Annotated in this window: 16 protein-coding genes; 7 read left to right on the top strand and 9 right to left on the bottom strand. The window is 65.6% G+C overall.

Translation table 11 applies throughout. From position 1 onward, the window contains the following. Positions 1-22: 22 nt before the first annotated feature. The 3 genes from AC0CMF_RS16055 to AC0CMF_RS16045 form a co-directional block, all read right to left on the bottom strand. Positions 23-1,822 (bottom strand): hypothetical protein, encoded by a 1,800-nt coding sequence (locus tag AC0CMF_RS16055; RefSeq protein ID WP_374630041.1) that lies wholly within the window; start codon positions 1,820-1,822, stop codon positions 23-25. A gap of 244 nt (positions 1,823-2,066) precedes the next feature. Next, complete coding sequence (locus AC0CMF_RS16050; RefSeq protein ID WP_050473562.1) at positions 2,067-2,624, bottom strand: ActR/PrrA/RegA family redox response regulator transcription factor; 558 nt, start codon at positions 2,622-2,624, stop codon at positions 2,067-2,069. Between the two features lie 60 nt (positions 2,625-2,684). Then, positions 2,685-4,043, bottom strand: coding sequence for an ActS/PrrB/RegB family redox-sensitive histidine kinase (locus tag AC0CMF_RS16045; protein ID WP_058898195.1), 1,359 nt, complete (start codon positions 4,041-4,043; stop codon positions 2,685-2,687). Between the two features lie 215 nt (positions 4,044-4,258). Between AC0CMF_RS16045 and secB the strand changes: the two genes are divergently transcribed. Further along, positions 4,259-4,753: a protein-export chaperone SecB gene (secB, locus tag AC0CMF_RS16040; protein ID WP_050473564.1), complete on the top strand. Its 495-nt coding sequence runs from the start codon at positions 4,259-4,261 to the stop codon at positions 4,751-4,753. A gap of 68 nt (positions 4,754-4,821) precedes the next feature. Here the strand turns inward: secB and AC0CMF_RS16035 are convergent, their stop codons facing one another. Both AC0CMF_RS16035 and hrcA read right to left on the bottom strand, forming a co-directional pair. Further along, entirely contained in the window at positions 4,822-5,628 is an 807-nt protein-coding gene (locus AC0CMF_RS16035; RefSeq protein WP_374630040.1) for a HesA/MoeB/ThiF family protein, read from the bottom strand. A 30-nt stretch (positions 5,629-5,658) separates the two neighbouring features. Beyond that, a complete protein-coding gene (hrcA, locus tag AC0CMF_RS16030; RefSeq protein ID WP_186391455.1) occupies positions 5,659-6,708 on the bottom strand; it encodes a heat-inducible transcriptional repressor HrcA in 1,050 nt (349 codons plus the stop codon). A gap of 196 nt (positions 6,709-6,904) precedes the next feature. Between hrcA and rph the strand changes: the two genes are divergently transcribed. The 6 genes from rph to AC0CMF_RS16000 all read left to right on the top strand — a co-directional run bounded on the left by rph (position 6,905) and on the right by AC0CMF_RS16000 (position 13,065). Next, entirely contained in the window at positions 6,905-7,618 is a 714-nt protein-coding gene (gene rph, locus AC0CMF_RS16025) for a ribonuclease PH (protein WP_122522363.1), read from the top strand. 8 nt (positions 7,619-7,626) lie between these two features. Beyond that, positions 7,627-8,268, top strand: coding sequence for an RdgB/HAM1 family non-canonical purine NTP pyrophosphatase (rdgB, locus tag AC0CMF_RS16020; protein ID WP_019964186.1), 642 nt, complete (start codon positions 7,627-7,629; stop codon positions 8,266-8,268). Then, positions 8,265-9,422: a radical SAM family heme chaperone HemW gene (gene hemW, locus AC0CMF_RS16015; RefSeq protein ID WP_019964187.1), complete on the top strand. Its 1,158-nt coding sequence runs from the start codon at positions 8,265-8,267 to the stop codon at positions 9,420-9,422. The genes rdgB and hemW overlap by 4 nt, the downstream gene beginning before the upstream one ends. A gap of 318 nt (positions 9,423-9,740) precedes the next feature. Continuing rightward, positions 9,741-11,384, top strand: a complete 1,644-nt coding sequence (gene phaZ, locus AC0CMF_RS16010; RefSeq protein ID WP_374630039.1) for a polyhydroxyalkanoate depolymerase — start codon at positions 9,741-9,743, stop codon at positions 11,382-11,384. A gap of 289 nt (positions 11,385-11,673) precedes the next feature. Further along, positions 11,674-12,087 (top strand): DUF2852 domain-containing protein, encoded by a 414-nt coding sequence (locus AC0CMF_RS16005; RefSeq protein ID WP_050473670.1) that lies wholly within the window; start codon positions 11,674-11,676, stop codon positions 12,085-12,087. 240 nt (positions 12,088-12,327) lie between these two features. Then, positions 12,328-13,065 (top strand): M48 family metallopeptidase, encoded by a 738-nt coding sequence (locus AC0CMF_RS16000; RefSeq protein ID WP_374630038.1) that lies wholly within the window; start codon positions 12,328-12,330, stop codon positions 13,063-13,065. On the opposite strand, the gene AC0CMF_RS15995 is transcribed toward AC0CMF_RS16000, so the two are convergent. The 4 genes from AC0CMF_RS15995 to AC0CMF_RS15980 form a co-directional block, all read right to left on the bottom strand. After that, positions 13,066-15,261, bottom strand: a complete 2,196-nt coding sequence (locus AC0CMF_RS15995) for a transglycosylase domain-containing protein (RefSeq protein WP_374630037.1) — start codon at positions 15,259-15,261, stop codon at positions 13,066-13,068. Between the two features lie 188 nt (positions 15,262-15,449). Beyond that, positions 15,450-16,346 (bottom strand): l-ornithine N(alpha)-acyltransferase, encoded by an 897-nt coding sequence (gene olsB, locus AC0CMF_RS15990; RefSeq protein ID WP_371328523.1) that lies wholly within the window; start codon positions 16,344-16,346, stop codon positions 15,450-15,452. A gap of 278 nt (positions 16,347-16,624) precedes the next feature. Continuing rightward, on the bottom strand, positions 16,625-19,021 hold the full coding sequence (locus AC0CMF_RS15985) for an ATP-binding protein (protein WP_374630036.1): 2,397 nt from the start codon (positions 19,019-19,021) through the stop codon (positions 16,625-16,627). A gap of 141 nt (positions 19,022-19,162) precedes the next feature. Beyond that, positions 19,163-20,074, bottom strand: a complete 912-nt coding sequence (locus AC0CMF_RS15980) for a methylated-DNA--[protein]-cysteine S-methyltransferase (protein ID WP_472482150.1) — start codon at positions 20,072-20,074, stop codon at positions 19,163-19,165. Between the last annotated feature and the right edge of the window lie 19 nt (positions 20,075-20,093).

The raw sequence follows: 20,093 nt of genomic DNA, 5'->3' as shown, positions 1-20,093 counted from the left end.
GGACGCCAGTCCGTCCTTTGCCTCAACCCCGCCCACAGAAGACGTCGTAAAGACCCGGGCGGGACCAGGTGACGTTGTCCCGCTGGCCCTGCAGGACATAGCCGTTTGATTCATAGCGGAAGCCTGTCCCGCCATTGACGCGCGGCAGCGTGACGGAGACCTGCCCGAACTCGGTCACCATGGCAACGCCCCGGGCGGTGTCATAGACGACCTGCAGGTCGATACCGGCGGTGCAGACATAGTTCGTGGTGCTGACATTGCCGATGGGCGCGGGCGGCAGCAGCATGCCCGGAGCCTGCGGCTGCATGGGCTGCACGGGCGGCGCGGGGGTGAAGGCCCCCTGCGGCAGGCCTTGCTGACCGGGTATGGGGCCTGCATTCGACTGTCCGATCACCACGGTCTGCTGCGGCTCGCGGCTGATGTAAATGCCGAGGCACTGGCCCACATCGGTCGTGACGAGCCAGGCATTCGAGATGATGGATTCCTGATCCAGCACCTGCCCCGGCTCAAGGCGCGCATAGAACTGCTGGATGCCGGAATAATCGATCCAGAACACATCAATGGGTCCGCCCCGGGCGTTGCGGAACAGCATGCGGCCGCGGAAGCCGCCGTCGAGCGAGCGGATCCCGCCAAGTTCAGCGCAAGCCAGATCTCCCATGCCGCCCGCCATGGCCGGGTTGGAATTGGGGTCCACGATCTGGTCCGGCAAGGCGCAAGCGGCGGCAAACAGGCGCACCGAGCGGGCACTGCCCTTCAGGGACACCGGCGTGACGGCCCCCTCGACAATCACCTCCAGCACGGATTTGCGCGCCATCACATCCCAGACAGGATCGGTGGCGGCCACGGTGAACTCCGGCAGGGGGCGCCCTTGCGGGTTGTTCGCATCGGAACCGGTGGCATCATAGCCCGTGTAGAACTCTTCCGACTTCAGCGCCACGGAGACGGGGCTGCCCTGATAGACCGGAGCGGCGGTCTGGGGCACGCTGACGGTAATGAAGCCGGACTGCGGCGTGCAGCGGGCAATGAAATCGGCATCTGCGCCTTGCGCCGAGCCATGCACGAGCTGAGCCTGGGTCGAGCCAAGCTCGGTGCCGGTGACCGTCCATTCCCGCTCCACTGGCGCGGCCGGCTGGACGGGGCTGTCCAGCGGCGGCAGCGGTGCCGGCTGGCTCTGCTGAACCGGAGCCTGAACTTGCGGCCGGGACTCACTCTGGGGCTCGCTCTGGGTTTGCGGCTGGGCCTGCGTTTGCGGCGTCGTCTGGACCTGCGGCTGAGTCTGGGTTTGTGTCTGCGGCTGTGTCTGGGGCGCCTGCGCCGCCGGAGCCGTTGCGGCCGGGGTCTGCGTGCTCTGGCTCTGAGCGGGCTGCGAGGAGGAGGACGAGCCCGAGGGGCTGGCCGGCGCCGGAGTGACACCTGCACCGCCGACGACGCGCGGACGGCCGCCAACCTCCCGCTTCACATCCACCGTCACCGCGCCACCGGAGGCACAGATATCGGCGCTCTCGCGCAGGACGCGGCTGTTCTCCAGCGTGATTTCAAGCTCGACCTGACAGCCGACCGTGGACGGATCAACGGCGCCCGTCACAGTCTCGACCACGGCGCCTTCAATGCCGCGGGAGATGATCGGGCGGTAACGCTTGTTGACCAGAATGGAGCGGATGCCCGGCTCGGCCGGAACGACCTGCACCCGGATCTGCTCCGGCAAGCTCTGGGCGAAGACGGGCTGCGCAGGGAACGTGGCCGCCAGAAGCGTCAGAAGTCCGGCCGTCGCACCCCGGGCACCGCCGCTGAACATCCACCCCATGTCGTCCCTCATCTTCATGCGTTTGCACCCGTCCGGGACAAGCCCGGCGCGAGCCGCTTTTAGCCTTGCCGGGCCACTCACGGCAATATCGCAAACACTTGGGGCGGGATTTTGCTCATTTGAGGCCCGCACCCAAAGCGCCGGAAGTGCCCCAGCGCTATCAATTGCATCTGGTGCGAGGCTGGCGGCCCGGCTTACAGCAAGGCTCCGGGATGCTGACGCATCATGCCTTGAAATTGCTCATGCGCCGCACGGTCTCACATCAGCGCGGGGCGCGCTTGGCCAAAATCCGCTGCAGCGTGCGCCGGTGCATGTTGAGCCGGCGCGCCGTTTCCGAGACGTTGCGCTCGCACATTTCATAGACGCGCTGGATGTGCTCCCAGCGGACGCGGTCGGCGGACATGGGGTTTTCCGGCGGAACGGCCTTCTCGTCGCCTTCACGGGTCAGCGCGGCAAAAACCTCATCCGCATCGGCGGGCTTGGAGAGATAGTCGATGGCGCCGAGCTTCACCGCCGTCACCGCCGTGGCGATGTTGCCGTAGCCGGTGAGGATGACGGCGCGGGCGTCGGGGCGGCTTTCGCGGATCGCCTCGATCACGTCAAGGCCGCTGCCATCTTCAAGGCGCATGTCGACCACGGCAAAGGCCGGAGCACGGGCCCCCACCTTGGCGATGGCCTCACGCACGCTTTCCGCTGTTTCCACCTCGAACCCGCGCTTTTCCATGGCGCGGGCAAGGCGCTGGTTGAAGGCCTTGTCGTCATCAACAAGCAGCAGACTCTTGTCTTCCGCCTCGATCTTGCGAAGCTCTGTGTCACTCATGGGTGCCGTCCTGTATTTACAGACGTGATCAGCTCCGCTGCCAGCATGGTGTCTGGCCGCTCACGGAGCCCCTCGCTCGTGAATAGTGTCCTTTATATGGCCAGAAACCGCGGCCGGGTCCATATCCGTGGCGCCTTCAATGCTGCTGCGGGGCCAGGAAATACGCACGACAGCCCCTGTTTCGGGGGCCGGGCGGTTCTCCAGCATGAGCCGCGCGCCGGTCCGTTCCAGCAGGGTTTTCGCAATGAAAAAGCCAAGTCCCAGGCCACCGCCGGTCTGGGAACGGGAGGCACGGGAGGAGATGTAGGGCTCGCCGATCCGCGACAAAACGTCCGGGGTAAAGCCGGGACCGTCATCGCGGATCTCGATCCGGACGGTCCGGTGATCCCAGGAGGTTTTCACCTGAACGGCGGAGGCTGCAAAATCCACCGCGTTTTCAAGGAGATTGCCGAGGCCATAGCGGATCGCCGGATTGCGCACGCCCACCGGCTCCGGCTCCTTGCCGGCGAAACCCACCTTGATGTCGATGCCGAAGCCGCGGTGCGGCTCCACCACTTCCTCGATCAGCTGCGACATGGGCATGCGCTGGAACAGCTGGTCCTTGTCGCTCGACAGGGTCGTCAGCTGGCGCAGGATATCGCGGCAGCGCTCGGCCTGAGCGCGGATCAGCACCACATCCTCGCGGCGCGGATCCCCCTCATCAAATTCCCGCGAGAGCTCCTTGGCCGTCAGGAAAATCGTTGCCAGCGGCGTGCCCAGCTCGTGGGCGGCGGCAGCGGCAAGACCATCGAGGGCATTGAGATGCTGCTCGCGCGCCAGAACCAGCTCGCTGGCGGCAAGCGCATCAGCCAGCTGGCGCGCTTCCACGGCCACGCGGAAGGCATAGACGGCCATGAAGGCGAGGGAGGAGACAAGCGCCACCCAGACGCCCACCGAATAGACATCCGGCAGCGAGAAGACATGCGGCTCCGGCCAGGGCAGCGGCAGGTGGAGGAAAGCCAGCAGCGTGGCGCAGACCGTCACCAGCAGGCCCAGCATCAGCGTCAAGCGGCCCGACAGGCCGGTGGCCGACACCATCACCGGCGCCAGCAGCAGGAAGGCGAAGGGATTGCCAAGGCCGCCGGTCAGGAACAGCAGGCCGCTCATCTGCAGGATGTCATAGGCCAGCTGCCCGGCCGCCGCCCAGTCCGGCAGGCGTTTGGCGGAAGGGGAGCGGATCTTCAGGAACACATTGAGCCAGGCCGAACAGGCGACCAGCGCAAAGGCAGGCGCGGAAGGCACCGGATAGCCCAGCCCCAGCTGCACCACGAGCAGGGCCACGGTCTGGCCCGCAACCGCCAGCCAGCGCAGGCGCACCAGCGTATCCAGGCTGAGCCTGCGGTGGGAAAGGATGAAACCGGATTCAACTGGGTTGCTCATGGCTTCTAACTGAGCCGAAATCCGTGCCGTGGCAAGTCCTCTCCTCTTGTGTGCCCTCACCTCTTGTATGCCCTGGCCTCTTGTGTGAACAGGTGTTCGCGTGCTAGCCAGCCAGTCCAGATGGTGTTCTGCGACCGACGAGCGGGCACCGGCTTGCCGCTTGATGGCCCGGAGCATTCTGCCGGGCCTGAAACTGAAAGACGGATACGAGACAGATGACGGACATCAACGAAGGTGGCGCCGCGGCGCAGGGCAGCGATGCACAGGGCGGCGAAGCACCGGGCCTCAGCATCCTGGCCCAGTACATCAAGGACCTGTCCTTCGAGAACCCGAACGCGCCGCGCTCGCTGCAGCAAGGCGAACAGCCGAAGCTCGACATCTCGGTGAACGTCAGCGCCCAGCCGGTCGCCGATGGTCATTTCGATGTGGTCCTGTCGCTGAGCGCCAAGGCCGAGCGCCCGAACATGGTGATGTTCAACGTGGAGCTGGTCTATGGCGGCCTGTTCCGCATCAACGGCGTACCGAACGAGCACCTGCACCCCTTCGTCATGATCGAGTGCCCGCGCATGCTCTTCCCGTTTGCACGCCAGATCCTGGCCGATGCGACCCGCAACGGCGGCTTCCCGCCGCTGATGCTGGACCCGATCGACTTCGCCCAGCTCTACCGCCAGAACATGGCGAACCAGGAAGCGGCTCCGGTTCCGAACTGATCCGGCGCAGTCTTCAAGACAGCTTCAGGCCGCAGACCCTCCGGGCTGCGGCCTTTGCTTTTCAAGGATCAGTGCGCCTCTTCCAGCAGCTCCGCCCAGGTCTTCGGATTGTCACCGTTGAGCGGATTGGCGGGCGAGCGGCGGTAGTTGATGGTCTCGAAGCGCATGGCCAGCGTGTCGATCATCAGCAGCCGCCCGGTCAGGCCTGTGCCGATGCCGGTGATCTCCTTGATGGCCTCCAGCGCCTGCAGCGTCCCGGCAAGACCCGTCAGCGCCCCCAGAACGCCGGCCTCGGCGCAGGTGGGCAGATGGCCCTCCGCCGGCCGCTTCGGGAAGAGGCAGCGGTAGGTCGGGTTGGGCGTGCCATCCGCGCCGGTTTCATGGGGCTTCAGCAGGGTGATGGTGGTGTCGAAGCGCCCCACGGCAGCCGTCACCAGCGGCTTGCGGGCAAAGAAACAGGCATCGGACACCAGATAGCGCGTGGCGAAATTGTCTGATCCGTCGATGACGAGATCATAGCGCTGGACCAGCTGCATGGCATTGTGGCCCGCGAGCCGCACCGGATGCGGCTCCACGGTCACATTGGGGTTGAGCCGGGCAATCGCTTCGGCCGCGCTCGACACTTTCGGCTCGCCCAGATGCTCCGTGTCATGGATCACCTGCCGCTGCAGATTGGAGAGCGACACCGTGTCGTCATCGGCGATGCCCAGCGTGCCCACACCCGCCGCCGCAAGATATTGCAGCACCGGCGCGCCGAGCCCGCCCGCGCCGATGACAAGCACGCGCGCGGCCTTCAGCTTCTGCTGGCCCGGCCCGCCCACCTCCTTCAGCACGATGTGACGGGCATAGCGCTCCAGCTCTGCGGGAGAAAACATGACGGATCCTGTCTGTGTCTGAAAAGCCCGTCAGCCGAGCATGCGGCTGACGAGGCGGGCCGTGTAATCCACCATCGGGATCACACGGGCATAGTTGAGGCGGGTGGGGCCGATGACGCCCAGAACGCCGACGATGCGCTGCTCCCGGTCCCGGTAGGGCGAGACCACCAGCGACGAGCCGGACAGCGAGAACAGCTTGTTCTCCGAACCGATGAAGATGCGCACCCCGTCGCCCTTTTCGGCAAGCCCGAGCAGCTGGATGAGGTCGCGCTTGTTTTCAAGATCGTCGAACAGCAGGCGCACCCGCTCCAGATCCTCCGCCACATCCACATCGGTGAGCAGGTTGGACTGGCCGCGCACGATCAGCGTGTCGCTTTCGCCGCCCTCCCCGGCCCAGACCGCAAGACCGGCCTCGACGATCTTCTGGGTGAGGCTGTCCAGTTCGGCCTGGTTGGCCTCGCGCAGGCGCTCCAGTTCGCGGCGCACATCCGACAGGGTGCGGCCCTGGATCTGGGCATTGAGATAGTTGCCCGCCTCGATCAGCGCCGACTGCGGCAGGCCGGCGGGCAGGTCGATGATGCGGTTCTCCACCGAGCCATCTTCCCCCACCAGAACGGCGAGGGCCTTCAGCGGCTCGATGCGGATGAACTCAATCTGGCGCAGGCGCACATCCTGCTTATGGGTCAGCACCACGCCCGCGCCGCTGGAAAGCCCCGACAGAAGCTGGCTCGCCTCCGTCAGCACATGTTCCATCGTGCCCTTGGTGTGGCTGGAGGCGCGCACCTGAACGTCGATGCGCTCGCGCTCCTCCTGTGAAAGGTCCCCCACCTCCAGCAGCGCATCGATGAAGAAGCGCAGGCCCGTTTCGGTGGGCAGGCGCCCGGCGCTGGTGTGCGGGGAATAGAGCAGCCCCAGATGCTCCAGATCGGCCATCACGTTGCGCACGGAAGCCGGTGACAGCGACATGCCGAGGCCGCGCGCCACATTGCGCGAGCCGACCGGCTCGCCGGTGTCCAGATAGGTCTCGACGATGGAGCGGAAAATCTCGCGGGACCGCTTGTCCAGATCGGTCAGGCTCACGTATCCAACCTCATCCTCTGCCGGGTTTCGTGCTCTGCCAGCTTCTGGCAATTCACGGCTCTTCTGCAAGATATAGGACCAAAATGGCCGCAGAGTGCAAGCAGGCCTTTACGGCTCTCGGGTCTCAGGGCTACAAGCGCGGAAAGATCTGTGGGCCAGTGCGCCGCACCGGCCATTTTCAAGTCAGGAGCCAGATATGCGTCCGTCCAAACGCGCCGCCGGTGAGCTGCGGTCCGTCACTCTGGAGCGTGGTGTGTCCAAGCACGCCGAAGGCTCCTGCCTGGTGAAGTTCGGTGACACGCACGTCCTGTGCACCGCCAGCCTGGAAGAGCGCGTTCCCTCCTGGCTGCGCGGCCAGAACAAGGGCTGGGTGACGGCCGAATACGGCATGCTGCCGCGCGCCACCGGCACGCGCATGCGCCGCGAGGCCTCCTCCGGCAAGCAGTCGGGCCGCACGCAGGAAATCCAGCGCCTCATCGGCCGCTCGCTGCGCGCCGTGGTCGATCTGGAAGCCCTCGGCGAAAACCAGATTTCCATCGACTGCGACGTGATCCAGGCCGACGGCGGCACCCGCACGGCTGCCATCACCGGCGCATGGGTGGCCCTGCATGACTGCATCGAATGGATGCGCGCCCGCGAGATCGTCAAGAAGCCGGTGCTGAAGGACCATGTGGCCGCCATTTCCTGCGGCATCTACAAGGGCAACCCGGTGCTGGACCTCGATTATGAGGAAGATTCGGCTGCCGAGACCGACGCCAACTTCGTGCTGACCGGCACTGGCGGCATTGTCGAGATCCAGGGCACGGCGGAAGGCGCACCCTTCTCCGAGGAAGAGTTCAAGGCCCTGCTGGATCTCGCCCGCAGCGGCATCGGCCGCCTGATCGACCTGCAGAAGATGTCCATCCTGTGAGGCACCCCATGGCACACCGCAAGCTGGAGCCGGGCCGTCTGGTCGTGGCCACCCACAACGCCGGAAAGCTGCGCGAAATCCGCGAGCTGCTGGGCCCCTATGGCTTTGATGTGGTTTCTGCCGGCGAGCTGGATCTGCCGGAGCCGGAAGAAACCGGCACCACCTTCGAGGCCAATGCGGAGCTGAAGGCCCGCGCAGCGGCCGAGGCCTCCGGCCTGCCGTCGCTGGCCGATGACAGCGGCTTCTGCGTGGCCGCGCTCAATGGCGATCCCGGCATCTATTCCGCCCGCTGGGCTGGTCCGGAGAAAGATTTCTCCATGGCCATGCGCAATGTGGAAGAAAAGCTGCAGCAGGCCGGTGCCGTGACGGCGGAGGCCCGGCGCGGGTCCTTCGTCGCCGTGCTGTGCCTTGCCTGGCCCGATGGCCATGTGGAATTCTTCCGCGGCGAAGTGGAAGGCCAGATCGTGTGGCCGCCGCGCGGGCTGCAGGGCTTCGGCTATGACCCGATGTTCCAGCCCGATGGCCACGAGCGCACCTTCGGCGAGATGACTTCGGCGGAAAAGCACGGCTGGTCGGCGACCACACCCGCCCTGTCGCATCGCGCCCGCGCCTTTGTGACCTTTTCGAAGGCCTGCCTGGAGCAAGAATGACCACCACCCCGGACGGCGGCTTCGGCATCTATGTGCACTGGCCCTTCTGCGCGGCCAAGTGCCCCTATTGCGACTTCAATTCCCACGTCCGGCACCAGCCGGTCGATCAGGACCGCTTTGTTGCGGCTTTCGAGCGGGAGCTGGCGCATTTTGCTGCCTGGACGCCGAACCGGACGGTGCAGTCGATCTTCTTCGGCGGCGGCACACCATCGCTGATGCTGCCGCGCACGGTGGAGCGCATTCTGGAGGCGATTGCCCGGCACTGGGCGATTGATACGGACGTGGAAATCTCGCTGGAGGCAAACCCCTCCAGCGTCGAGGCGGAACGTTTCCGGGGCTACCGGGCGGCGGGCGTCAACCGTGTGTCGCTGGGCGTACAGGCGCTCAATGATCAGGACCTGCGCCAGCTGGGCCGTCTGCATGACGTGGCCGGGGCGTTGCAGGCCATCGAGATTGCCCGCGAAACCTTCCCGCGCCTGTCCTTCGACCTCATCTATGCCCGGCCCGGCCAGACGGTGACCGGCTGGGAGGCGGAGCTGCGCCAGGCGGTGAAGCTCGCCGCCGATCACCTGTCGCTGTATCAGCTGACCATCGAGGAAGGCACGCCCTTCTTCAACCTCTATCAGGCGGGCAAGCTGATCGTACCGGACCCGGATCTGGGCGCCGAATTCTATGAGCTGACGCAGGATCTGACCGCCGATCTCGGCCTTCCGGCCTATGAAGTGTCGAACCACGCCCGCCCGGGCGCGGAATGCCGCCATAACCTCGTCTACTGGCGCTACGGCGATTATGTCGGCGTCGGCCCGGGTGCCCATGGCCGCCTGTCGCTGGGCGCCACCAAGCGCGCCACCGCCATCGAGCGGCACCCGGAAACATGGCTTGCCCATGTGGAGGAGCGTGGCCACGGCATGGTGGAAGACCTGCCGCTGAGTGACGAAGAGCAGGGCGATGAATATCTGCTGATGGGCTTGCGGCTGATCGAGGGCGTCGACATGCGCCGCTACGAGCGGCTGTCCGGCCGCTCCATCGACCCGCGCCGCCTCAACGACCTTTTGGAGCACGGCATGGTCGAGAAGCTGGACGAGACCCGTGTCCGCGCCACCCGCGACGGCTTTTTCGTGCTGGACGCAGTCGTGGCGGATCTGGCGGCGTAAAGCCCCGCGCCTGCCGCCGGGACAGCCCCGCCGAGGGGCTTCAACTCTCCGGCAATAAGTCCTTAAGCAAAATAGGATTTCCCTCTATTTTCATGCTGCACTGCGACAACAGCGGTGCAGCAAATAGTCTTTCGTATGATACAGGGCCCTCAACTGGCTTCACGGGCTGTCAATCTGTTGGTGTCAGGCTGTTCACAATCGGGCTATTGATGCAGAGGGCAATATCAGCCTATTCTGCTGCAATGCCAGAAGCCGGGCTTGATATACGCGGGTGAGACAGCGCGTGTTCGCCGGGCCAGCGACGAAGGATCAGAAGTGTTGCCCTTCTATCATCTCTACGAGATCAACCATGCCGCCATGGGCCCGGTGCGTGCCGCAGCGGACGCAACACGGCTCTATTTCCAGAACCCGTTCAACCCGATGAGCCACACGCAGCTCGGCCGTCAGGTTGCGGCGGCCTGCGAAGTGCTGGAGCGCACGACGCGGCGCTATGGCAAGCCGGAATTCGGTCTGCCGGAAACCACGATCGGCGGCATGAAGGTGCCGGTGAGCGAGCGCGTGGTCTGGCGCCGCCCCTTCTGCGACCTCTTGCATTTCGAGCGGGGCACCCCCCAGCGCCGCAATGACCCGAAGATCCTGATTGTGGCGCCCATGTCCGGCCACTATGCCACGCTGCTGCGCGGCACGGTGGAGGCCATGCTGCCGCGCGCCGATGTCTACATCACCGACTGGATCGACGCCCGCATGGTGCCGCTCTCGGACGGCAAGTTCGATCTGGATGACTACATCGATTACGTCATCTCCATGCTGCATTTCCTCGGGCCGGACACCCATGTGGTGGCCGTGTGCCAGCCGTCCGTGCCGGTTCTGGCGGCTGTCGCCGTGATGGAAGCGCGCAACGACCCCTATTCGCCCTCGACCATGACGCTGATGGGCGGGCCGATCGACACCCGCGTCGCGCCGACTGCCGTCAATGATCTGGCCATGTCCAAGGGCATCAACTGGTTCAAGCGCAACGTCATCATGCAGGTGCCGTTCCCGCATCCGGGCATGATGCGCTACGTCTATCCGGGCTTCCTGCAGCTTTCGGGCTTCATGAGCATGAACCTCGACCGGCACGTCATCGCCCACCGCGACTTCTTCAAGCATCTCGTCAAGGGTGACGGTGACAGCGCCGAGAAGCACCGCGAATTCTACGACGAATATCTGGCGGTAATGGACCTGACGGCCGAGTTCTATCTGCAGACGGTGGAGACCGTGTTCATCGAGCACTCCCTGCCGCTGGGCAAGATGAAGCACGGCGACACACTGGTGGATTGCGGCGCCATCCGCAACACGGCGCTGCTGACCATCGAGGGCGAGAAGGACGACATCACCGGCCGTGGCCAGACCCGTGCCGCACATACGCTCTGCACCAGCCTGCCGGACGACATGAAGGTGCATTACGAGCAGCCGAATGTGGGCCATTACGGCGTGTTCAACGGCTCGCGCTTCCGCGCCGAAATTGCCCCGCGCATGATCGACTTCATCCTGACCCATTCCCAGGCCAACCGCGACCGCCTGAAGAAGGCTGCTGCCGCCAAGCCGGCCGCTCCGGCCGAGGTGAAAAAGCCTGTGGCCGAAGCTCCCAGGGCCGAAGCTGCACCGGCGCCCAAGGCGGAGGCGGCTGCCGCCGCCGCCAAGCCTGAGCCGAAGGCTGCTGTGGCTGCAAAGGCCGATCCGCTGGCCGAGATCCTGCTGGCCAAGCCCCAGGGCGTTGCCGACAATCTCAAGGCCATCACCGGCGTCGGCCCCAAGCTGGAAAAGGCCCTGAATGAAGCGGGCATCTTCCACTTCTGGCAGATCGCAGGCCTGACGGATGCGCAGATTGAGGCGCTGGACGACCGTCTGGACTTCCGCGGCCGCATGGCCCGTGACAACTGGATCGAACAGGCCCGCAAGCTGGCTGAAACGGTCGCCTGAGACACGGCCTGAGACCAGATCAGAGATCAGACCCGGCCCTGCCTCCTGAAACGCCCGCCTCACGGCGCGCAAGCAGGGCGGGGCCGGGTTTTTTCATGTCTGCTGCTGAGGCCGGTAAACGGCGGACCTTCCGTCCAAGCCTTTGATTCAAGAAACTCTTCTGCCTCTGCGTCAAATTTCGCAGGCAACCCGCGCCACTGTGTAACCGGCGCAGGACTTCATGGTGTTCTTGAAAGGCCGGGCAGCCGTCCCCACGTTTTTGTCTGTTGAAATCCGAAAGGGGATGACGATGACTGGGAACACTGTGTTGAGGCCTGGCTGGAACGGGGCAAGCATCGCGCTGATGGTGCTGGGCTTCGTGTTGTTCTGGCCGCTCGGACTGGCAATGCTTGCCTATATTCTTTGGGGTGACCGCTTCCAGACGCTGTTTCAGGACGCGCGTGACCAGTGGAACAGAAGCCCGATCAAGAGCGCGGTGAACACCATGAATACGGGAAGCTTTGGCCGGACCGGCAATGTGGCCTTTGACGACTACCGGGAGCGCGAGCTGAAGCGCCTGGAAGAAGAGCGTGCCAAGCTCGATGCCATGCGCGCCGAATTCGATACTTTTCTGCGCGAACTGCGCCGGGCGAAGGATCAGGAAGAATTCGACCGCTTCATGTCTGCCCGCGGCCGCAGCTCCGGCACCACTGGCCCTGCCTGACCGTACGGTCCGGTACGGCGCACCACGCGGGAAGCGGCGCACCTTGCGCCGCTTTCGCCGTTTATACCAAGACGGAACGAGTGAGCCTTGGTACCGGGTGTCATTCCCGCCTGCGCGGGGATGACAAGGTGAGGATGGACGCGTTGCAAGCCACTCCCCCCGCCTGCAAAACCGGATACCCTCTGATACGTTCGAATCACCTCCCGCGGCGCCTGTCTGCGGGCCTTGCAGGGAAGCGGAATGTTCTCACGGCTGCGGCGGCCTGTTTTTCCGGACCACATCGTGCTGCCGCTGAGCGGCGGCGAGATTGCCGTGCGCCTGCGGCCTGATCCGCGCGCGCGGCGCTATCTGCTGCGCCTGCCGCATGACCAGTCCGGCCCGGTGCTGACCATTCCCAAGGGCGGTTCGCTCTCCACCGCCCAGCGCTTTGCCGAAAAGCACGCCGGCTGGCTGGAGGAAAAGCTCGCGGCCCTGCCGCAGACAACCCCCTTTGCCGCCGGATCGGTTGTGCCTGTCCGGGGCGTCCTGCACCGGATCGAGCCTTCCGGCCGCCTGCGCGGGCTGGTGACGGCCGGGCTTGATACAGAAGGTCATGCGGTGCTCAGCGTGCCCGGCGCTGGCGAACATACGGGCCGCAAGGTGGCCGACTGGCTGAAGCGGCAGGCGCGGGCCGATATCGAAGCAGCTGTTGCCCGCCATACGGCCACGCTGGGAGTGAAGGCCGCGGCCATTTCCCTGCGCGACACCCGCAGCCGCTGGGGTTCCTGCGCCTCGAACGGACGTCTGTCCTTCTCCTGGCGGCTCATCCTCGCCCCGCCGGAGATCCTCGATTATGTCGCGGCCCATGAGGTGGCGCATCTGCGGGAAATGAACCATTCGGACCGGTTCTGGGCGCTGTGCCGCCAGCTTGCCCCGCACACGCCCAAGGCCCGCCAGTGGCTGAAGGACGAGGGCGGCAAGCTGCATCTCTTCGGCTGATCAGCCGCCGAACAGCCTTCCGATGAAGCCGAGCGGCCCGCCTTCGGAGGGCGGCGGCGGGATGACCCGGCCATCGGCCCCCACATCCGCCCCCACATCCGCCGGAGGAATGGGGGCATTGTCGGTGGGCACGGGGCCGTAATTCTGCGGCAGCTGTTCGGCAACACCCGGAAGCCCCGCCACGGGCAGACCGGCATGCGCCTTGTCCATCGCCGCCTTCCAGATCTCCGCCGGCAGCGAACCGCCCGTTGCCTTCTTCGTCGGGCTGTTGTCGTCATTGCCGAGCCAGACGGTGGCCGTCAGGTTGCCGGTGTAGCCGATGAACCAGGCATCGCGGAAATCCTGGCTGGTGCCCGTTTTGCCGCCTGCCGGGCGCTGATCGGCCAGCATCGCCTTCTTGCCCGTGCCGGTGACCAGCGTCTGCGCCATCATGTGGTTCATCTGGGCAAGGCGCAGGCCGTCGATCACCTTGCCCGTTCCATCCCCCTGCCGGGCATAGAGCGTGCGGCCCTCCACCGTGCGGATGCGGCGGATGACATGCGGCACAACCCCGTAGCCGCCATTGGAGAAGGGCACGTAGGCGGCGGTAATCTCCAGCGGCGTCACCTCCGATGTACCCAGCGCCAGCGAAGGATTGGCCGCCAGCTGCGAGCGGATGCCCAGCTTCTGCGCCACCTTCACCACCTTTGCCGGACCCGTTTCCACCGCCAGCCGCGCAGCCACCGTGTTGAGGGACATGGCCAGCGCGTCGGTCAGCGTGACGTCGCCGTAATACTGTTTGGTGTAGTTCTGCGGCCGCCAGCCCTTGAGGGAGAACGGTTCATCCCGGCGGATCGTGTCCGGCGTCATGCCGCTTTCCAGCGCCGCCAGATAAACGAAGGGCTTGAAGGCGGAGCCCGGCTGGCGGCGGGCGTTGGTGGCGCGGTTGAACTGGCTCTTCTGATAATTCCGGCCGCCGACCATCGCCCGCACGGCCCCAGCCGTGTCCATGATGACGATGGCGCCCTGGGAGACGCCGAGCTCCCGGCCATGGGTGTTCAACGCGCCAACAAGTGCGGATTCCGCTGCCAGCTGCATGGCCGGATCGATGGTGGTGTCGACGATGATGTCGCTGTCGATGGATCCGGCAAACTGCGGCAGCAGGTCCATCACCCAGTCCGCCACATAATTGGCGCTGGCGGTGTTCCTGTCGCTGACCACCTGGGCGGGCTCGCTCATGGCGGTCCGGGCGGTCGCCGCATCAATGAAGCCGGCATCGCGCATAGCGGCCAGAACCACCTTGGAGCGCTCGTAGGCCAGCTCGGGATTGCGCGTGGGGGCATAGCGGCTGGGCGCCTTCAGCAGGCCCGCCAGAACGGCGGCTTCCTGCAGGGTGACCAGCCGCGCCGACTTGCCAAAATAGCGCCGCGCGGCCGCATCCACCCCATAGGCGCCTGCCCCCAGATAAACGCGGTTGAGATACATCTCCAGGATCTCGTCCTTGGAGTATTTGGCTTCCAGCCACAGCGCCAGCACCACTTCCTGCACCTTGCGCTTCAGGGTGCGGTCAGGCTCGAGAAACAGGTTCTTGGCCAGCTGCTGGGTCAGCGTCGAGCCGCCCTGCACCAGATTGCCGGAGGTGAAATTGACGGTGAAGGCGCGGACCAGACCGATCGGGTCCAGCCCGAAATGGTCTTCGAACCGCCGGTCCTCGATGGCAATCACCGCCTGCGGCAGATAGGCCGGAAGCTGCTCCAGCCGCACGGCCTCGCCGCCCGTGTCGCCCCGGTTGGCCAGAAGCTCGCCGGTGGTGGCGACGATCTTCACATTGGGCGGGCGGGCCGGAACCTTCCATTCGGAGGTGGGCGGCAGATGGGCCGCGTAATAGACGACCACACCGGTGGCGGCGATGCCGCCCCAGATGGACAGGACGAAGCCCCAGTAGAACAGCTTGCGGATCAGCCAGAACAGCGGATTGGACGAACGGGTGCGGCTGCGCCGGGCTTTCTTTTTGGCCTTGCCCTTGCCGCCTGCCTTTGCGGGCCGCTTGCGGCGGGGGGCGGGGGCGTCGCTGTCGTCAGCGCGCGGGCGCCGGGGCCGTCTGGCCGGGCGCTCTGCCGAAACGTCACCGGTTCCCGGGCGCACATCGTAAAGATCGCCGCTGGCAGAGCCAAACGCCGGTTCAATCCGATTGCTGCCTGCCGGGCGGCGTGCCATGAGCCTCTCGTCACTCTGCGGGCCTGCGCGGGGAGCACAGGCAGTCTGCATCAAACTAGAGCGGCCGGTTTAAGGCGGCGTTAAGCCTTGGGCGCCGGCTGAGGCGTGGATGCGGAGCCCCGCAAACAAAAACCGCCGCCCCGGAGAGGCAGCGGTCCTTTGGCGTTGGATGCGGATAGTTCGCCAGCTCAGCTTGAGTAGCGCGAGGCGTCCGCACCGTAATAATTCACGTAGCGCTCATTCAGCTGCGTCACCGGCATGACAATGAGAACGTCTGTGGTGCCGAACTGATAGTCGACCACGGCCCCGTCACCGATATAGGCGCCGAGGCGCAGGTAGCCCTTCACCAGCGGCGGCAGCTCGCGCAAGGTGGCCTTGTCGTTGAGCTCTTCACGGGCCACGCGGTTCATCTCGACATAGCGCTCCGGCACGGCGCGCACGCGCCAGGGCTCCGGCGCACGGGCGTGGTGGTGCAGGAAGGACAGCTGGCTGGCGATCCGGTCCGGATCCGTGCCCTCGATGGAGGCACAGCCGATCATCACGTCGATGCGGTGGCGGATCACATAGGCCCAGATGCCGTGCCACAGCAGTTCGACCGTGCGCTTGTTGCGGTAGGGCTTGAGCACGCAGGAGCGGCCCAGTTCCAGAAAGCGCAGACCCGGATTGGCATCGACCAGCGGCTGGATGTCATATTCGCTGGCCGTATAGAAGCCGCCGTTTGCCTCGGCCACATCCTGGCGCAGCAGGCGGTAGGTGCCGACGATCTGCGGCTGCAGGCGGCCCAGCTTGTTGCGCTTCATCGAGGCATGATCGACGACCAGAAGATGATCGCAGATGGCGTCAAAAGCATCCATGTCGCGGCGGGCAGCGAGGGTCTGCGCATCGGCGATGGCGGACATTTCCTCGTAGAAGACGTGATAGCGCAGGCGCTGCGCCTTCTTCACCTCACGCGCGGTGCGGGCGAGGCGCACCTCCAGCGATCCGACACGGCCAAGGGAAAGATCGCCGTAAAGACCTGTTTCGCCATGCAGAGACTTGGCGAAACCTGGGAAAAAGCGCGCGGAAATGCCCTGTTCGCCCATCATCGGCACGAACTTCTGCACGAGCTTGCGCGGAGAAAATAGACCTGGCCGCATCATTGAGATTCGGTCCCCTATCTGCCTCGGTTGTTTCCCACCGGGGGCCCTGCGAAACCGTTGCCGCAGGCCTCGTTTGTCCTGTCAGATTGCTGCGCCGTTGCAGTGATTCTCATCCCCTTAACCGGCGAAACCCTGATCTTGCCGTAGACCATAGTTTTCCAACACTAGCATGACAACGGCCAGCGTTCACAATATTTCGTGACGGTAACAATCCGGGAGCGGCACTATGTCCGGGAGGGCAGATTTTCCAATGCGTCTTCAACGGCTTCGCGGGAAAGCGGTTTTGTGAGGAAACCGGCAACACCGCTCGCTCTTGCCCGGTCGCGGGCAGCCGGCATCACGTCCGCCGTGACGATCAGCACCGGCACATGCGGGCGCCCGCGGGCGGTTTCGATCTCGCGAATCTGGGCCATGGCATCCAGCCCGTCGAGCCCCGGCATGTGCAGGTCCATCAGGATGGCATCGAAATTCTGCTCGCTGGCCGCGCGCCAGGCCTCCAGACCGTCGGGCACCACCGTCACCTCATGGCCGAGCTTGCGCAGCAGCGCTTCGCCCAGAAGGCGGTTGATATCGTTATCCTCCGCCAGCAGCAGCCGCAGCGGCCGGGCCGGAGCAAGCCGGTGCGGCGCGCCGGGAATGCGCTCCGGCGGCAGATCCACGGCCGCTTCCCAGGCAAGCGTTTCACCGCCTTCGCCCATGAGGCTGGCAATGATGCGCCGGAGCGTTCGCCCGCGCACGGGCCGCACCAGATAGGCGGAGAACCCTGCCTCGCGCAGCCGGTCCAGCCGGTCCCGCTCCTGCGGGGTCACGAGAACAATAGCCGGCGCCACGCAGCCCGCTGCCCGGGCCGTGGCCAGCCAGCCCGCGCCATCGGCCACCGCGCCATGCTCCAGCAGCACGAGATCCGCATGGGGCAGGGCATCGGCCAGCGTGTCGTCTCCCGGCTGCACAAGCTGCACCCTGGCGCCATGGGTGGTAAACTGCAGCGCCAGCGCTTCACCCTCGATCACACCCTGTGACACGATCACAACGCGGCGGCCTGTCAGGCATTCAAGACCGGCATGACCGCCAGCATCGGGAGCTTCGGGCAGCGGCAGGCAGATGCGGAAGACGGCGCCCTTGCCTTCCTCGGCCACCGCTTCCACCGTGCCTTCCATCAGCCCCACGAGCCGGCGGACGATGGCAAGCCCAAGCCCCGTGCCGCCGTAGCGGCGGGCAGGGCCATGGTCCACCTGCTCGAACTCGCCGAACAGCCGTTCGGCATCGGCTGCCGAGAAGCCAATTCCGGTGTCCCGCACTTCCAGCGTCAGCAGGCTGCCACTGCCCTGCAGCGTGATGGCAAGGCTGATGAGGACGCCGCCCTCTTCGGTGAACTTGATGCCGTTTCCGGCCAGATTGAACAGGATCTGCCGCAGCCGGTTGGCATCGGCCGTGACGATACGGGGAATTGCCGGGTCGGCGGTGAAGCCGATCTCCAGCCCCTTGGCATGGGCACGCGGCGCCAGCAGTTCCACCACATGCTCAGCGAGGCTTTCGAGGTCCACCGGTCCCGGCTGGATCGTCAGTTTGCCGGCTTCGGCGCGGGAGAAGTCCAGCAGCTCGTCGATCAGCAGCAGCAGCGTTTCGCCGGAGGTTTCCAGCGCCCGCACATAGGCTCTCTGCTCATGGGTGAGATGGGTGTCGGACAAAAGCGCCGCCATGCCCAGAATGCCGTTGAGCGGCGTGCGCACCTCGTGGCTGACCGTCGCCAGAAAGCGGGACTTGGCCTCGCTGGCGCTTTCCGCATTCTGGCGGGCGGCCAGAAGCTCCTCTTCCATCTTGCGCCGCGCCGTGACGTCACGCAGCACGGTCTGCAGTACCGGCGTTCCACGCGGCCCTTCCCGCACGGTCACGTCGATGCGGGAGAACCAGCGCGGGCCTTCGCGGGTGTCGAGCAGGATATCCCCAAAGACGCCGGTGGCTTCGGCGCTGAGCAGATCCTGCGGCGTATCCGCCAGCGGCAGCTCCAGCTTTTCGCCGGGGCGCGGGCTCTGCTCCGGCCAGAACAGGCTTCCGGCCGCCGGATTGGCATAGATGACGTTCTCTTCCATGTCGCGGCGGATGACCACATCGCCCAGCGCATGGAGAATGCTGGCATGGCGCTCGTCGGATTCGCGCAGCTCCCAGGCGGCGTCTTCCAGCTCCTCGATGCGCTGGTTCAGCCGGTGGGTTTCCACTGCTGCGGTGCCGAGCGCGGTCTGCAGGCGGTGCCGGTCATCATGAATGACACAGGCGATGGCAAGCCCGCCTGCGGCAAAACCGAGGACCAGCGCCAGAAGCCGCTCGTAAGGCCCGCCGCCGAGCAGCAGAAGGGCAGCAATCAGCGCCAGAACGCCAATAGCTGCGGTCAGTGTGAGAACCCGTTCGTGACCGAACCGGCGCCCGGCGCGGGTCAGGGCATCGGGCTCGTCCGGCGCGGATCCGGGCTGACCGGCCTTGCCCTTCGGCGGACGTTTTGCGTCTTTCGGGCTTTGCGGACGCTTCTGCCCCTCCGGGCGCTCGGGACCGTCCGGCTGCTGTGCCTTCAGGCCCGTCTCCGCTTCAGCCTTGCTGCCGTTTCCGTCTGCCGATTGCGGTCGCATGCCCTGTCCCCAGCGGCCTGCGCGGCAGGCCTGATCCTGATGAAGGCCCGACAAGGATCTGCGGGCACAGCCGGAGACAAGCTTGCAGTCCAATCCCTTGAAAAAGCCTTTCGAATTTTAGGCTTTTCCGGTTTGTACAGGTCAGCCTCCCATGCCGGTGATCCCGGCTTCCCAGCCGAGAATGGCGCGTTTGCGGGTCAGGCCCCAGTGATAGCCGCAAAGCCCGCCGGTGCGTCCCAGCACCCGGTGGCAGGGCACCACAAAGGAAATCGGGTTGCGGCCCACGGCCGAGCCCACCGCCCGCGCCGCGCTGGGTTTGCCGAGGCTGCGGGCAATGTCGGAATAGGTGGTCGCCTTGCCCATGGGGATCTTCAGCAGCGTGCGCCAGACGCGGATTTCGAAATCGCTGCCGATGAAAATGACCTTGAGCGGCGTGTCCTCAGACCAGTTGGCCGGATCAAACACCCGCGCCGCATAGGGCGCTGTTGCCACGTCATCCTCCACGAAGACGGCCGCAGGCCAGCGGCCGGACATGTCGGCAAAGGCGGAGGCTTCCTCGCCCTCATCGGCAAAGGCGAGCCCGGCAAGGCCCCGGTCGGTCGCCATGATCAGCACCTGGCCGAAGGGGCAGGGATGAAAGCCGTAGCGGATGGTGAGGCCGGCCTCACGGTTGCGGTAATCACCCGGTGTCATCGCCTCGTGGGTGACGAAGAGATCATGCAGCCGCCCAGGCCCGGACAGCCCCACCTCATAGGAGGTTTCCAGAATGCTGGCGGCATCGCGCAAGAGGTCACGGGCATGATCGAGCGTGATCGCCTGCAGGAACTGCTTGGGCGTCAGCCCGGCCCAGCGCGAGAACACCCGCTGCAGCTGGATCGGCTGCAGCCCGGCCTCGCGGGCAAGATCTTCCAGTGCCGGCTGGTCGCGCCAGGTATCGGAAATGCGCTCCAGCGTCTGGCGGACGATGGCATAGTCCCGCGCGGCGGCTTCCCCCGTTTCGGGAACAGCGGCCGCCTCGCGTCCGGCAAGGTTCAGGTCGAAAAGCTGGGTCATGGCAACGGCAGGTCCGGTG

The sequence above is a fragment of the Pannonibacter sp. CBAS1226 genome, assembly GCF_055685825.1.
This window is presented reverse-complemented; position numbering and strand designations above follow the sequence as displayed.